General features: G+C 43.2%; 15 protein-coding genes. 5 read left to right on the top strand and 10 right to left on the bottom strand.

Going from position 1 to position 13,251, the window contains the following annotated elements; genetic code table 11:
- Position 1: 1 nt before the first annotated feature.
- Together PISL_RS04920 and PISL_RS04915 are read right to left on the bottom strand one after the other, a co-directional pair.
- On the bottom strand, positions 2-2,752 hold the full coding sequence (locus tag PISL_RS04920; RefSeq protein WP_011762703.1) for a DEAD/DEAH box helicase: 2,751 nt from the start codon (positions 2,750-2,752) through the stop codon (positions 2-4).
- 28 nt (positions 2,753-2,780) lie between these two features.
- Positions 2,781-3,386: a FumA C-terminus/TtdB family hydratase beta subunit gene (locus tag PISL_RS04915; RefSeq protein ID WP_053240327.1), complete on the bottom strand. Its 606-nt coding sequence runs from the start codon at positions 3,384-3,386 to the stop codon at positions 2,781-2,783.
- 105 nt (positions 3,387-3,491) lie between these two features.
- On the opposite strand from PISL_RS04915, the gene PISL_RS04910 reads away from it, so the two are divergent.
- Positions 3,492-4,358, top strand: a complete 867-nt coding sequence (locus PISL_RS04910) for a fumarate hydratase (protein WP_011762701.1) — start codon at positions 3,492-3,494, stop codon at positions 4,356-4,358.
- Here PISL_RS04910 and PISL_RS04905 read toward each other — a convergent pair.
- The gene (locus tag PISL_RS04905; protein ID WP_011762700.1) at positions 4,355-4,507 is read right to left on the bottom strand and encodes a ribbon-helix-helix domain-containing protein; all 153 of its coding nucleotides are present in this window, start codon (positions 4,505-4,507) and stop codon (positions 4,355-4,357) included. The genes PISL_RS04910 and PISL_RS04905 overlap by 4 nt on opposite strands.
- A 31-nt stretch (positions 4,508-4,538) precedes the next feature.
- Between PISL_RS04905 and PISL_RS04900 the strand changes: the two genes are divergently transcribed.
- Positions 4,539-4,979 (top strand): flavin reductase, encoded by a 441-nt coding sequence (locus PISL_RS04900; RefSeq protein WP_011762699.1) that lies wholly within the window; start codon positions 4,539-4,541, stop codon positions 4,977-4,979.
- Here PISL_RS04900 and PISL_RS04895 read toward each other — a convergent pair.
- The gene (locus PISL_RS04895) at positions 4,954-5,235 is read right to left on the bottom strand and encodes a ubiquitin-like small modifier protein 1 (RefSeq protein ID WP_011762698.1); all 282 of its coding nucleotides are present in this window, start codon (positions 5,233-5,235) and stop codon (positions 4,954-4,956) included. The two genes, PISL_RS04900 and PISL_RS04895, sit on opposite strands and share 26 nt — an antisense overlap.
- Positions 5,236-5,263: 28 nt before the next feature.
- Complete coding sequence (locus PISL_RS04890) at positions 5,264-5,644, bottom strand: 6-pyruvoyl trahydropterin synthase family protein (RefSeq protein WP_011762697.1); 381 nt, start codon at positions 5,642-5,644, stop codon at positions 5,264-5,266.
- 46 nt (positions 5,645-5,690) lie between these two features.
- Here PISL_RS04890 and PISL_RS04885 point away from each other — a divergent pair, with 46 nt between their 5' ends.
- The 3 genes from PISL_RS04885 to PISL_RS04875 are packed head-to-tail and all read left to right on the top strand — an operon-like array spanning position 5,691 to position 8,132.
- On the top strand, positions 5,691-6,584 hold the full coding sequence (locus tag PISL_RS04885) for an N-glycosylase/DNA lyase (protein WP_011762696.1): 894 nt from the start codon (positions 5,691-5,693) through the stop codon (positions 6,582-6,584).
- A gap of 1 nt (position 6,585) precedes the next feature.
- Positions 6,586-7,551: a DUF711 family protein gene (locus tag PISL_RS04880; RefSeq protein WP_011762695.1), complete on the top strand. Its 966-nt coding sequence runs from the start codon at positions 6,586-6,588 to the stop codon at positions 7,549-7,551.
- 44 nt (positions 7,552-7,595) lie between these two features.
- Positions 7,596-8,132 (top strand): ASCH domain-containing protein, encoded by a 537-nt coding sequence (locus tag PISL_RS04875; RefSeq protein WP_011762694.1) that lies wholly within the window; start codon positions 7,596-7,598, stop codon positions 8,130-8,132.
- On the opposite strand, the gene PISL_RS04870 is transcribed toward PISL_RS04875, so the two are convergent.
- From PISL_RS04870 to PISL_RS04850, 5 genes are read right to left on the bottom strand one after another with little or no spacing between them, the layout of a single operon-like run.
- Positions 8,119-9,282 carry a DNA double-strand break repair nuclease NurA gene (locus PISL_RS04870; RefSeq protein ID WP_011762693.1) on the bottom strand — a complete coding sequence of 388 codons (1,164 nt, stop codon included), beginning with the start codon at positions 9,280-9,282 and terminating at the stop codon, positions 8,119-8,121. The genes PISL_RS04875 and PISL_RS04870 overlap by 14 nt on opposite strands.
- 2 nt (positions 9,283-9,284) lie before the next feature.
- The gene (locus tag PISL_RS04865) at positions 9,285-10,640 is read right to left on the bottom strand and encodes an ATP-binding protein (RefSeq protein ID WP_053240545.1); all 1,356 of its coding nucleotides are present in this window, start codon (positions 10,638-10,640) and stop codon (positions 9,285-9,287) included.
- Between the two features lie 11 nt (positions 10,641-10,651).
- Positions 10,652-11,287 (bottom strand): DUF120 domain-containing protein, encoded by a 636-nt coding sequence (locus tag PISL_RS04860; protein ID WP_011762691.1) that lies wholly within the window; start codon positions 11,285-11,287, stop codon positions 10,652-10,654.
- Positions 11,284-11,841: a class II aldolase/adducin family protein gene (locus PISL_RS04855; RefSeq protein ID WP_011762690.1), complete on the bottom strand. Its 558-nt coding sequence runs from the start codon at positions 11,839-11,841 to the stop codon at positions 11,284-11,286. The genes PISL_RS04860 and PISL_RS04855 overlap by 4 nt, the downstream gene beginning before the upstream one ends.
- Positions 11,842-13,203 carry a digeranylgeranylglycerophospholipid reductase gene (locus tag PISL_RS04850; RefSeq protein WP_011762689.1) on the bottom strand — a complete coding sequence of 454 codons (1,362 nt, stop codon included), beginning with the start codon at positions 13,201-13,203 and terminating at the stop codon, positions 11,842-11,844.
- Positions 13,204-13,251: the final 48 nt, after the last annotated feature.

Raw genomic sequence — 13,251 nt, 5'->3', positions numbered from 1 at the left:
GCTAATCCCAAAATGCTTTAGTTGTCGCATACTGCCTCTCTGCATCTAATATGGCGAGCCAGAGGTCTTCGCCTTCAAAAACCTTGTTTAACACCTTTATAGCAGTTTTTGGCCCTATTCCATGAGCAAGTTGTATAATAACGCCAACTTTTCCATGTTCAAGCACTATAGCCGCACTCTGTTGTAGATTTTCCAAGATCTTCCTCTCGTCTACACTTAGTCTCTGCTTAAGCCTAAACTTATTCAGTATATTTCTTGCCTTCTCTAGATCGACTCCTTTTATTACAGCTAATGCTCTAACGCCACACTTTTGGCAGTGGATATCGTCTGGAAGCGCGGCTGCTCTTGTCATAAGTGTCCAACCACAGTTAAGGCATAATAAAGTGACGTATTTATTCAAAATACGCCTCCTAACAATATCGGCAAGAGACTCCCTAGAAAGTCCTCTAAATGAGAAATCTAGACGTAACGCCTCTTCTAATATGGGCTTTTCTAACAACGTAGGTCTCTGCAACTTCCTAACTACAATAGGGATGCGTCCATTGGATAATTTCTCAATTAAAGATATCATTGCTTTAACATCTACTCTTTCTACAAACATCTCATTTAGAGTTTCAAGCCCTGGCAAATCATCTAGGTAGATCTCGATTAGTTTCGTAGGGATTTCTTGTGCATCTTTTGACACAATTCCAACTCTCCTAGCTACTTGCAAAAATCTATATCTAAATATTTTAGAATTTTTTATAGCGTTTCGTAAAGTCCTGTATACAAACTCCTGAGGCTTTCTAAAGACTTCTTCTATTGCGTTTATAGGAACGTAATCTCTAAAAATGAGGAGAACTCTATACGCATCTGATCTATAACCAACAGGCCCTACATATCCAGAAAGTGCGTGAGAAAGATAGAGACCCAATGCCTCATTGCCCTTGGTTCCTAAACAACTGTGTATTACTGCATACTTATTACCCAATACATGTATATGCAACCTTTCAGGGGTTGGCACAAGCTCGGCCTCTAAACCCTCTAAATCCAACCCCAGCTCGTTTTCCCCCGCCAACGCCTTTTGCAAAACCTCGGCTCGCCTTATACAGACCTCTTGAGCTACCTCATATGGGACGGGTATCTGTTCGCCTAGCCACGCAGGCAAAGCACCTTTGACATCGAAATCGGGGTATAAGTACACAGCGTCATTTTCCTTTCTGGAAAAAACCCAGACTCTGCCAGAAAGTACAATCTTTGTACCCGGCTCTATTGAGTAGACAAACTCGCTGTCTAACTCGCCAACTATCCTCCCAGTGGTTTCATCAAGAGCTTTATAACTCTTCTCATCAGGTATTGTAGATACGTTCTCAAAATAATATCGTATACTATGTCTCCTCGGCTTTAAACCCCTTAAGAGTTTGTGTCGCTCTGCAAAATCTAGCACAAGCCGTATGTCCTCTTCGGTCAAGTTTCTATAAGGATGTGCTCTTCTTACTACCTTAAGTATGTAGTCTAGGTTTATCTCTTTACCATCAACTTTAGCCTCCAGAGCGATTCCAACTATTTGGTGAAGTAATATATCAAGCGCATTTTCGTGGTATTCTACCTCTTCCTCAAGTCTACCTTTTAACGCTCTTTCTACAATTACTTCGGCCTCTAACAAGTCTTCAAAATCAGACGCCACAATTATGCCGCGGGAGATTTTGTCTAGTCCGTGTCCGCTTCTGCCAACTCTCTGGACTAGTTTCGAAACTTGTCTTGGCGAACCATATTGTATAACCAGATCGATGTGTCCTACATCTATCCCAAGCTCTAGACTTGAAGTGGCTACGACAGCTTTTAACCTACCTTTTTTAAGACGTTCTTCAACAGAAATTCTATGCTCTCTAGAGAGAGACGAATGATGTACTTCTACGCTATCGCCTAAAATACTCCTTAGTTTTGACGCGAGAAACTCTGCGCCGTCTCTAGTATTTGTAAAGATTAACACGGCGCCTTTTGAAGACCTTAGGTATTCAGCGATTTTTCTAATTCTAGCTAAAGTCTCTGGCGTTACGTCAAATTTCTCAGCGTCTATATGATCCTCCTCTGACGGCATTGGGAGTACTGTATCGATCTCAAGTCTCTTCTCTCCCGACACATCGACTATTTCTACTTTTCTACCAACGCCACCAAGAAAATCGGCCACAAGCTGGGGGGCTCCTACTGTTGCAGAAAGCCCCACTCTCTGGAACTCCCCTGCAAGTTCGACCAAGCGTTCTAGTCCAATAGCTAGTTGCACACCTCTCTTACTATTGATAAGTTCGTGAATTTCGTCGACAATTACAAAACGTACATTTCTTAAATGCTCTCTAAGTTTACGATGCAATAGTAATATTTGTAGAGATTCCGGAGTTGTGATAAGGATGTCGGGAGGTCGTACGGCAATGGCCTTTCTTTCTTTCTGTGTTGTATCGCCATGTCTTATGGCTATGGAGAGACCAACGGCATCCGCCAACGCGTAAAGCCGTCGCAGTAGGTCACGATTTAAAGACCTCAATGGTGTAATGTAAATACATCTAATACCACTAACGTTGCTTGTTTCTATCATTTTTGAAATTATGGGGAAGAGAGCCGCCTCTGTTTTGCCGAAACCTGTGGGAGCGATTAGGAGGACATGAGAACCAGAAAGTATTCTGGGGATGCCTTCTGTTTGTATAGGCGTAGGCGTTAGATATCCCAATTCTTTTATCGCCTTTTGTAACTTGGGGTGAAGTAGATGAAAAACCACAAAAGACAGGCCTATGCAGATTAAAAAATTAATAAGGCCACTCCATCAACTTTAGAATCTCTGGTACTCTCCTCCTCGCCTCCTCTCTTTGCTCATCGTAGTAATTCCTGCCTGTTGGATCTATCATTATGGTCAACGGCCCAAAATTCTCGACTTCGAGAACCCACATAGCCTCTGCAATCCCCAAGTCTAGCCAATAGACGTCGATCACCCTCTTTATAGCCTTTGCTGCGAGAACTCCAGCGCCGCCTGTAAAAATTGCGTATGCTGCTACGTGTTTTTTCATAGCCTCTGCGGTCCTCTTTCCCATGCCGCCTTTGCCAACAACTAACTTTACGCCAAGTTTCTCAATAACATCAGCTTCAAAAGTCTCCATTCTAGCCGACGTTGTTGGACCCATGCTAATAATTTCCCAACCTCTATCGGTTTTTTTAGCGACAGGCCCTGCGTGGTAGATGACGCCGCCTTTTAAGTCCACTGGCAACTTTTCCCCGCGTTCTACATATTCTAGCATTCTCTTATGAGCTGAATCTCTAGCACTGACAATTACGCCGCTTATATATACTGTATCGCCTATGCGTAGCTTTGCAATATCTTCTGTAGAAAGCGGCGTCTTAAGGTAATACGTCGGCATGTTTAACTCCATAAGCTTATTTTTAAACATGTTATACGACCTAATATGCAAAGGCCTTAGACATCGGTACGAGAAACAGATTTTTAACACAACAAAGAAGGTTGTATGCTTGACCAAACCGTCCTTAAAGTTGCTAAAGAAGTCATTGTACGCGCAAGCATAGGACCTGCTCTTGACGTTACTTCGGCATTGAAAAAAGCACAAGAAACCGAAGAAAATGAAGCTGCTAAGGTCCAATTAGGCGCTATATTAAAAAACATAGAACTTTCAACAACAGAGAAGGCGGCGGTGTGTCAAGACACAGGATTTCCCAACTTTTTCATCAAACTTGGCGATCGATTTCCGCTGAGAAGCAAGATATATGATATATTAACACAAGCTGTACGTGAAGTTACAAAAGAACTACCGCTAAGGCCAAACACTGTCCACCCGTTTACAGAGAAGAACCCAGGCGACAATACTGGAGTAGGCGCCCCCTGGTTTGAGGTAGAGCTTTTCGACGGCGACTACCTAGAGTTCTACTATGTGCCAAAGGGAGGAGGCACTGAATTACCAAGTAAAGCCTTTACGCTGCCGCCCGGCATTGCGATGAAAGAGCTACCCCGCCTAGTGTTAGAGGCTGTAATTGACGCAGGCCCCATGCCTTGCCCCCCTGTAATTGTCGGCATAGGTATAGGCCCCTCGGTAGATATAGCAGCAAAACTAGCTAAGAAAGCTGCAACACTCAGGCCTGTGGGATCTAGACACCCAGAGCCAGAGATAGCCAAAATGGAAGAGGAGTTGTTAAAGGCTATAAATAAACTCGGCATGGGAGTTCACGGAGTTGGCGGCAGAGTTACAGCCCTTGATGTACACATAGAATACGTCTATCGACATCCTGCCACCTTCTCTATTGGAATAGTATTCTCCTGTTGGGCAACCCGTAGAGCAGGTGCCAGAGTATATTCAGACGGGAGGTATGAGTTTATCTAGACGGCATATTTTTTAAGCAAGTTTTCTATAGCATATTTTATCACATCCCCCCGGCTTCTGAAATAGCCTCTTGTAACTAGCCGATCTATCTTCCTCACTAAGTGTTTTGGCAAAATCACCGTGGTAACTACAGACTTTTCGTATTCCACATTTTTTACTCTAAGTCAATCTTAAAAATGTATGTGCGAGAAAGCGCCGCTTCCAACTCCAATTCTAATAATAGTAGTGGAGAATCACGGTGCGGTAGTCGGATGGCCCCTCGTAATACCTGGAGAGACCACGCTTATCGCACTGCCGTTTTATAAAGACCGAAAGACTCTGGCACTTATAAGACAGAAAAAAGCGTTTTCTATAAATCTCGTAAATGACGCTCAGAGGGCTGTTGAGATATTTGGTAAGCCAGGCGAGAAAAAACTTGAGAAATGGGGCAATGTCGTTAATTGTAAAGTTGCGCCTTGTTACGCTTTGGGAGATGCGTCAAGAGTAATAGAGTGTATATACCGAGGGGAGTTTGGGATAAAAGATCATGTAGTAGTCCTCTGCAGTGCTGTGGCAAGTTATGGATGTGGCAAATTCACAATGTGGGATCCCTGCGCTAACCTCCAGCTGCCGGCGGTATAAAAACCACTTCGTCGCCATCTTTTAATTTTGTAGCTAGACCATTAAGCCACTCTATAGCTCTTCCGTTGACTAAGATGTTATACATAGGTTTTAAATTACCAGTTTCGTCTAAAATCTCTGTCTCTAGATTTCGATAGCGCATACTCAAGAGACTTATGAGTTCCTTTATTGAAATTCCGTCGGGGACGTCGAGTTCCGTTTTTAAAACTCCTGTTAACTCGTATAGAGACGCCAAAAACTTAACTCTGATCTTCACATAATATACTCCAACTCACTATTTTTCTTTAACTCTCGTAGTAAAAACAGGGAGATCCAAACCCACTTTCACATATCCTGACCCAAGAAGCCCTCATAAGTTCTGCTATATGTCTTGCTAAACACTCGCCACTGACGCCAGATAGGCTACACGGCACTATATATACATCTTTTATATCGGGCGGCAGTTTTTCAAATGGCGATGCCAAATACCTCCCGTCCATAGATGTCAAGACTTTCCTAAATTTTTCGCTAACTTCTGCTGCATCGACTACAACATCTGTGTATCCGTCTCTACATATACCTACGGTGATTACGTAGTCGTGGCCATGAATCCGTGCCCACTTTGGAGAAAAAGAGGGATTATGTGCGACCGATATACTACCCCTAAGTTCAACACATGTACGCATATCTACAACACGCTATACGCTTTTTAACCTTCATATTTTGCCAAATGTGGAAGTTATAGATGTAGATAGAGCCGAGGCTGTCGCTAGTGTAATAAGAAGACTAGAGATAAAACGTGAACAATATCTAGACCAACGCCTCTATCCTCCGCCCGACGATCCCTTGGAGAGTCAATTGGCATACTTTGTATCTATGGTCGCCATAGACCATAGAACTAGTCTCTGGGAGCCATTTGAAGGGGAGATAGAGGGGGAATTCTTCCACGGAGCAGACGCGCTTTATAGACTTGGGAGAATAGCCTACGACAAGGGTTTTTTCAAAGCTGAAAAACTCGCCAGACTTACACCGTCTGAGGCAGAGCTTCTCCTTTCGCTTGGGGGGAAAAGGGTGTGGGACTTCCACACTAGAGTGTTACTACTTAGAGATGTGGGACGTAAAGCTATGTTACGTGGCGGTTTTGAAAAACTAGTCTCAAGAGAGAGAATTTCAGATCTTCAAAAGTCGCTAAAAGACCTCCGAGCATATGAGGATCCGGTAGGGAAGAAGGTTATGTTACTTGCCAAGTTTCTAGATGGGAGAAGGTTAGCCGATTTCAGAGATTTAAACGAAGCAGATGTTCCAGTTGATAACCACCTCTCCAGAGTGGCCTATAGATTAGGCATAGTTGATATCAACTACGATTTTTTAGAAAGTGGCGTTGAGGTAACGCGGGAGGAAGACATTAGACTTAGGGAGGCTGTCAAAACGGCATGGAGAATAGTTGCAAAATTTGCAGACATACACCCATTCGCCCTAGACGACTACCTATGGTCCTTTGGCAGAAAGATTTGTATTCGTGAATCTCCTAAATGCGATATTTGTCCACTTAAGGAGGTTTGTAAAGCTTATTCTCTGTCGAGATTTCCGCCAGAACATTTACATACAATCACGTGGTATTACTAGTATGAGAATTAGGGCGGTCACTCTTCATGTAAGGTGGGATGACGACTTCTCTATTGTAGATAAGTTTCTCCAAGTTACAAAAGACATTAACGCTTTAACTATCCGTATATCTGTATCACCGCCGCCTCCTGGACAAGTTGAAAAAGTTATAAAAACTCTTAGAGACCGCGGCGTAAAGTATATTTCGGCTCTACATTTGTATTACAATGCGGAGGATATCTATAGGCTTGTTTCTCAGTACGAAGTCTTTGGCACTCTAAACGATGTATTAGAATATGTGAAATTTTTAAAGAACATATATTCTAAAGGGGAGATACATCTCTCTCGCTACATCTCTCTCATAATAGGGGGACATGTTTATAATTCGCCGTATTTTCCAGCATCTTTATCAACCGAGCGCGGACTTTCGGTATCTCTTTTATATCCAAACGATATAGAGAACGTAGATGATATTAGCTTTATTTTAAAAAAAGGAGAGGAGGTGGGTAGATACATCGCCGAACTAATTGGCGTCAAGTTCCTAGGGTTAGACGGCTCACTATCGCCTTGGGGAGAGGAGAGTGTGGCAAAAGCCGTAGAGAGGATTTTTGGTATGAGGCTTGGCAATGTGGGTTCACATTATGCAATCTACAGACTAAACAAGGCGATTAAAGAAGCGGAGGTTAAAAAGGTCGGCTTTAATGAAGTCATGCTCCCTCTTGCCGAGGACGAGGAGCTTAAGCGACTTATAAGAGAGGGTGTTCTTGATCTTTCCAAGCTTATTAGCTATATCTCGGTGTGTGTGCCTGGTCTTGATATGGCGCCGATAAAGATAAGCCAGTGGGATAGGTTGAGACGACTGTTATACGACTTACTGGCAATAGCCGAGGTAAAGAAACGGCCAATTGGCGTGAGGATTTTCCCTGTAGATACAGACGAGTATTACATAGAAGGCTTCGGAAACACTCCAGCGCTAGTCCTTGGATAAATTAAATTAGGCAGTGTGTTTTACAAAACGTGATACGTCATATAATGCTTTCCCCTAAATACGTAAGGCTCTTATTCAGGGGAGAGAAAAAGAGTACTGTCAGACCTGGTTTACTACGAGTTGCAGACAGAGTATACATCCACAGCAGAGGTAAAATCGTTGCTATTGCCGAAGTTGAACAAGTATCGTATAAACGTCTCTCTGAATTGACAGACGAAGACGCAATACTCGACGGTTTCAAGTCAAGAGAAGAGTTGATAGAGTATCTAAGGAGGAGATATCCAGGTATTAAAGACAGCGCTATAGTGACTATCATACGTTTTAAAAACATTGAGAGAACAGATATGCCAGAGGATTTACAATATGGGGGATTGACACCTGTAGAAATCGCAACTTTGGCATTAAACAAGCTCAAGCTCAGTAACCGCGAGCAACAGATACTAAAGGCAGTTGTTGAAACAGGGAGTATACGTAAGGCGGCTCTCAAGCTTTTTGGAACTGTTGAAAAGAGGGGGGTCATTAGGCGAGTTTTAAGGAGAGCAGCTATAGCGTTATTTAAAGAGGACGTTAAAAGCGGCTAAGTCTTTTCTGCATATTAGTAGGCCACATAATATATGCGAGAGATTCTGGAGTTTTTGTTAATAGTGAAGTTAATACAGCTTCTACAAGATCTGGGCTGACTCTGACGTATTGATCTACAGCATCTAAAATCTGCGGATATCCTGTCACTGTAGAAGTTGTCGCTGCTAGATAAGATACAATGTTTTCCACGCCTAAGTTTCCAAAGTCTAAGACCTCAACGCGGACAGCCGTCCTATGGCCAGGAGGCATGTAGTACACGACTTCTATATCTCCGAGATGGCGGAGGTATGGATATTCATGTGTTTCTAATACACTTTTAAAATTTTTATCAAATTCCTTGAGCCTACGGCAAAGTCTTTCGCCTTTCTCAGACAACTTTGTAGACTTACCACTGTAACACATGAGGATAGAATCCCTCTCTCTGTTACCCTCACAATCGGCGTAATGTATCAACACCCATTTGGGTAAAATATCTCGTAGTTTGCCGAGACTGAAATATTCGCCAGGTTTTATCATTGTAGATGCAGTTATTTTGTCATTAACAGGAAGACACTTGTTAGCTAGCACAGACAGATATTTTGATCTAACTCTTTTGGCTACTCCCACTATAGTTGTTCTACTTTGTGCCGCCGCTTTTAACATCCTATTTACCACACGGTTTATCTCCTCATATTTCCCGCCTTTCACAGCAAGATTATATGGGAGCGGATGTATTGCGATTTCGCCGTCAAGCACCAATAAGTCTATGTTTTTTCTACCTTCGAGCTTAGTCTCAAGGAGTCTCGCCGCCAGACGTTTCTCTAAGATGGCGGAGAATCTTGAAAGATCGGCTTCTCTGCTGTCACTGAAGTATATAGCACCAGATACATACCTGTCTTGTATGCCATAGGAAACTCCAACATACCCATATGCAATGACTGTAAATACGCCGCCGACTAACTCCAATGGTGGAGTGCCATATGACGAATCCACTGCGTAGACATTAAAATTACGAGGGGATACGATTTCTTTTACTACGACTTTTTCCCTAAGTGAGACGAGTTCATCTATTATCTTGTGGAGTTGCATAATTTTTTCTGAATATTTTTCAATGTCATGTCTAAGCGCGATTATTAAATCAGGCTCAATCCAATAGTCTAGCGTTTCCATTACTAAACTTCGCGTGTCTTTATTAAAACGGGTTTACGTAAGGGGTTCATAAGTCCCGCGACGAAAAACTCCCTGGGCTGTAACTGCGCTAAGATGCTTTCGTTTACATCTGCTAGATCTAGATACATGGAGATCTCTCTTATGTCTGTAGGCGCTGTAAGTCTAGAGAAAAATATGGTTCCCAAGTTAGCCCTAATAGAGGGGTCTATATCTCCGACAATTCGCTGGCTTGCAAGCACGATAGAGAGTCCCCATTTCCTCCCCTCTCTGACAGTCGTCTCTATGGCGTCCTTAGATATTGTCCATGTCTGAGGGGCGTAGTTTTGAGCTTCATCTACTACAAACACCACATTTGTGGAAGTCTTCTCTCTCTTAACCTTGTTCCATGCTGCCTCAATTACAGACGCCACAATTGCTTGTTTAACTGAGAGATCGGTGTCATAGCTTAGATCAACTACTATAGGCGAGACGTCGATAGAGAGTATATCTCCAGGCAATTTCACTCTGGCGTTTAACTCTTCAAAAAATGTATTATCTACAAGCTGTTTGATGTAAAGTTCGACTTTCTCAATGGTTGAGTCTCTGGCGTTTAACCTTTTCATTACTCTCTTTACATGGGCTATAAAAGTCTCTTTTGACCACTTCCCCTCGTAAGTCATAGTCGCAATCTCTAGATACTCTCCATGTGTCTGCCATTGCAGTTGTGCAACTCTTGCTATAACCGAGGCCAGTATATTTGGTGGTATTTTCACTTCTGTAGATTTTATAACTGTTTGATAATAGGGGGCGTAATCAACTCCCGTGTGGTCAAATACCACGACCTTGTACCCTCTCGTTGCTAGCTCATTTATAAGCGCTCTCACAAGTCGTGATTTACCCATACCAGTGGCGCCGAAGACACCAACGTGGTGAGTTATATATCTAACATCTAGGGGTAACGCCCACCCTGAGTACTTATGTGTCCCGATGTAGATGTACTCGCCTTTGAAAAGCCCCTCGAGAATAGAAGCGTCAATTAGATAGACCTTAGAGCCCGGGGTTACGATATTAGTTACTTCGCTAATTTTTCCATCTCTAACAGCCACATACGGTTTCACGATAGCAGATGTGTATGGCAATAAAATGCCATGATCTACCATGTCTGGCCTGTCCACGTATGGCGTTCTAACTCTATCTTTTATGACAGGTTCAAGTTTTGTCACCCTCCGTAGGAAGCCAATTACCATCTCTCCTGGGTTTTCTCTATCGACAACGCCAACCAATTGCTCTTCTACTGCATAACGCTCGGCAGAACGGTATATTTGCACCGGGATGGCTCCAATAGTAGCTCCACTGACGACAATTCCAAGCTCTTTCACATCTCCTACTTTCATTCGAGATAAATTTCTATCTCTACTCTATCGCCGTCTCTAAGGCCAAGTATTTCGCGGAGTTTAAAAGGAGCTATTACCTCAATTACGTCGGTGGGGTGATGTGTTCTCTCTGGCATTACAATAGCGCCCTCTATATCTCTTAGTTTTGCTCTAAAGGCCTTTACAGCGCCGTAAGTCCTCAACCCGTTCGAAAAACCTGGTATAAGTATGCCAGGGAGACTATCTAGATATCTCTTGTATACTACCGAGGGGGGGTCTAATTTTATATTTAGCGTACCTGGATATGGCGTAAACCCAAGTTTTTGTTCTATAGCTCGTCTATAGCCCTCTAGCGACATGTAAAACGCGCCTTCGCCAAGTCCGCTAACTACACGCCCAGAGAGTCTTATAGAGAGTATGTTAAAGTAACGCAGTAAATCCTTAAGTACAATGCCCAATGTGTCTTTGCCCTTCTGGGTGAGCCTAATGGCGGGTCCCTCCGCTACATAACCCTCTTTTTTGAGGTGGCGGAGTAGTTTGTATAGTCCCTGTCTAGTGAGACAAAGTTTTTCTGCGGCGTCTGTCACAGAGAGCCCCTCTACAGTTGAGAGAGCTATTAAATCGCCGATAAGTCTACGATCTATACACTTCATAACTCCAAAAGTTGTTTGTAAAACACAGCCTTGGCTAAGTCTACTAGGGTCTCTACTCTATTTACTGCCTCAGCTAAGTCTCTACCTACAGCTACTACTCCGTGGCGTTTTAAAATAGCTACATTATTTCTTTCTAGTGCTTTTGCAACACTTTCTGCCAACTCTACGGTGCCAGGTTGGAAATACTCCACTATAGCTATTTCTGAGCCGAGATATATCTCAGCTTCTGAAAGAAGCGAACTGTCTAACTTATCGGCGAGAATTATAGGTAAGACGTCGTGTGTATGCACTACGGCGTTTACATCGCCCCGTCTCTTATATACTGCCACATGCATTCGCCACTCGCTTGTCGGCATTAGACGACCTTTAATAACTCTGCCCTCTAAGTCTATCCAGACTAAGTCGTCGACTGTGAGAAACGGCTTTGGACGTGACGTAGGCGTCACTAATACTCTATTTCCCGCACGAACCGAGACATTGCCTGACAAGAGAGTTAAGTGACCTCTTTCGTAAAGTAGGCGTACGTACCTTAGAAACTCCTCCTCTATCTCCATTTACGCCGTCGGCAAGGGCCCAAGCCCTATCTTTTTACGGTATTCGTTGTATTTATTAACTACTTGTGTATACCATCTATCTAATTCTGCTTTCTCTCTTGGATATGCTAGGTATAAATCTCCGATCTCCTTAGCATATTGAATAGATAGAGTAAGTTTTCTCAATAGTGCAGGTCTGCCGACAAATTGCATCAACACTTTAAATTTGTCAATCAGTGACAGATCGGTACCCCTGGCGGCTAGGTGGTAAATTTCGTCTTCGTTTAATATTTTACGTGAAAGTCCGAAGTTAAGGTCGTCGTTGTCTAATGTCTGAAGCATAAGCCGTAGCACGTCAAGTTGTGCCTGTCTAAAGCCCCACTCCTTCATGTAGAGCAAGTTGTACTCCCACAGCGTTTCTTCAGAAAAATCGCCGGTTTCAAAAGCCTTTGTTATCGCTTTTGAGGCCAACTCAGCAGTGAGCAAAGCTTGCCCTATTCCGCCACCATGTATTGGATTAACTGCGGCAGCGGCGTCGCCTAGTACTACAATTCCATTGCCAACTAAAGTCTTTAATGGTCTCCTAGTTGGGATAAAGCCGCCGCCTATGTGGTATTTGCCTCTAATTTTAAACCGCGGCAATATGTATTGTTCATAGTTAACTCTAGGGTTTCGTCTCAAAACCCCCCAGATCCCCAGCCCGATGTTCAACATTGTAGCGTTACGGGGGAAGATCCACCAATAACCGCCTGGAGCTACTGCCATATCTAGGTATATCTTTATATACTGTGGATTTTCCAAAGGCTCTTCTACATACACAATCTCTCTATATGCGTGTGAGACATCCTCTGGGTGCAACGGCTCTGAGACTGCCCAACCTGAAAGTTTAGTTCTTAAAACGGCGGCAGCTCCTGTGGCGTCTATAGTAACCTTAGCTCTAAATTCTTTAACAATGCCGCTTTTCCTCTCTACCGCCTTTACTCCAACTACAGAGCCGTTTTCAACTATGGGAGATGTTGCCGTGTGCCCCTCATAAAGTGTTGCACCAGCTCTAATAGCCTCTTCCACAAGCCACCTACCCCAGGCAAATCTATCTAAGACGTAGCCTTCTCCTTTAATTATCAGTTTAGTCTTTTCATCAGGGCTTATAAGCTCCACGCCCTCTATTTTGTTCTGAAAAACCTTGGAGTTCGGAGTAAGGTATCTTGACATCCTTTCCACATGGTGAAGACCTAGCCCATCGCCGCAAGTCTTAACTCCTATCTCATTGCCACTTTTAGATTCTAACAAGGCCACTCTAAATCCGCTTTTTGCAAGAAGGTAAGATGCGTAAGCTCCCGCAGTGCCGGCGCCGGCAATTACAATGTCAAATTTCTCAACCATGAGGTTTTGAAAATATGTGATTTTAAAATGTCAAAATTGTCTGAACTA

The organism is Pyrobaculum islandicum DSM 4184, from assembly GCF_000015205.1.
GTDB lineage: Archaea > Thermoproteota > Thermoprotei > Thermoproteales > Thermoproteaceae > Pyrobaculum > Pyrobaculum islandicum.
The sequence above is the reverse complement of the archived record's forward strand: the minus strand, read 5'-3'. Positions and strand labels throughout refer to the sequence as shown.

Coding starts and splice junctions, on each gene's coding strand:
- PISL_RS04915 (WP_053240327.1), bottom strand. CDS start 3,386: ATGCCGACGTATTACCTTAAGACGCCGCTTTCTACAGAAGATATTGCA.
- PISL_RS04910 (WP_011762701.1), top strand. CDS start 3,492: ATGCTTGACCAAACCGTCCTTAAAGTTGCTAAAGAAGTCATTGTACGC.
- PISL_RS04900 (WP_011762699.1), top strand. CDS start 4,539: ATGTGCGAGAAAGCGCCGCTTCCAACTCCAATTCTAATAATAGTAGTG.
- PISL_RS04890 (WP_011762697.1), bottom strand. CDS start 5,644: ATGCGTACATGTGTTGAACTTAGGGGTAGTATATCGGTCGCACATAAT.
- PISL_RS04880 (WP_011762695.1), top strand. CDS start 6,586: ATGAGAATTAGGGCGGTCACTCTTCATGTAAGGTGGGATGACGACTTC.
- PISL_RS04875 (WP_011762694.1), top strand. CDS start 7,596: ATGCTTTCCCCTAAATACGTAAGGCTCTTATTCAGGGGAGAGAAAAAG.
- PISL_RS04870 (WP_011762693.1), bottom strand. CDS start 9,282: ATGGAAACGCTAGACTATTGGATTGAGCCTGATTTAATAATCGCGCTT.
- PISL_RS04860 (WP_011762691.1), bottom strand. CDS start 11,287: ATGAAGTGTATAGATCGTAGACTTATCGGCGATTTAATAGCTCTCTCA.
- PISL_RS04855 (WP_011762690.1), bottom strand. CDS start 11,841: ATGGAGATAGAGGAGGAGTTTCTAAGGTACGTACGCCTACTTTACGAA.
- PISL_RS04850 (WP_011762689.1), bottom strand. CDS start 13,203: ATGGTTGAGAAATTTGACATTGTAATTGCCGGCGCCGGCACTGCGGGA.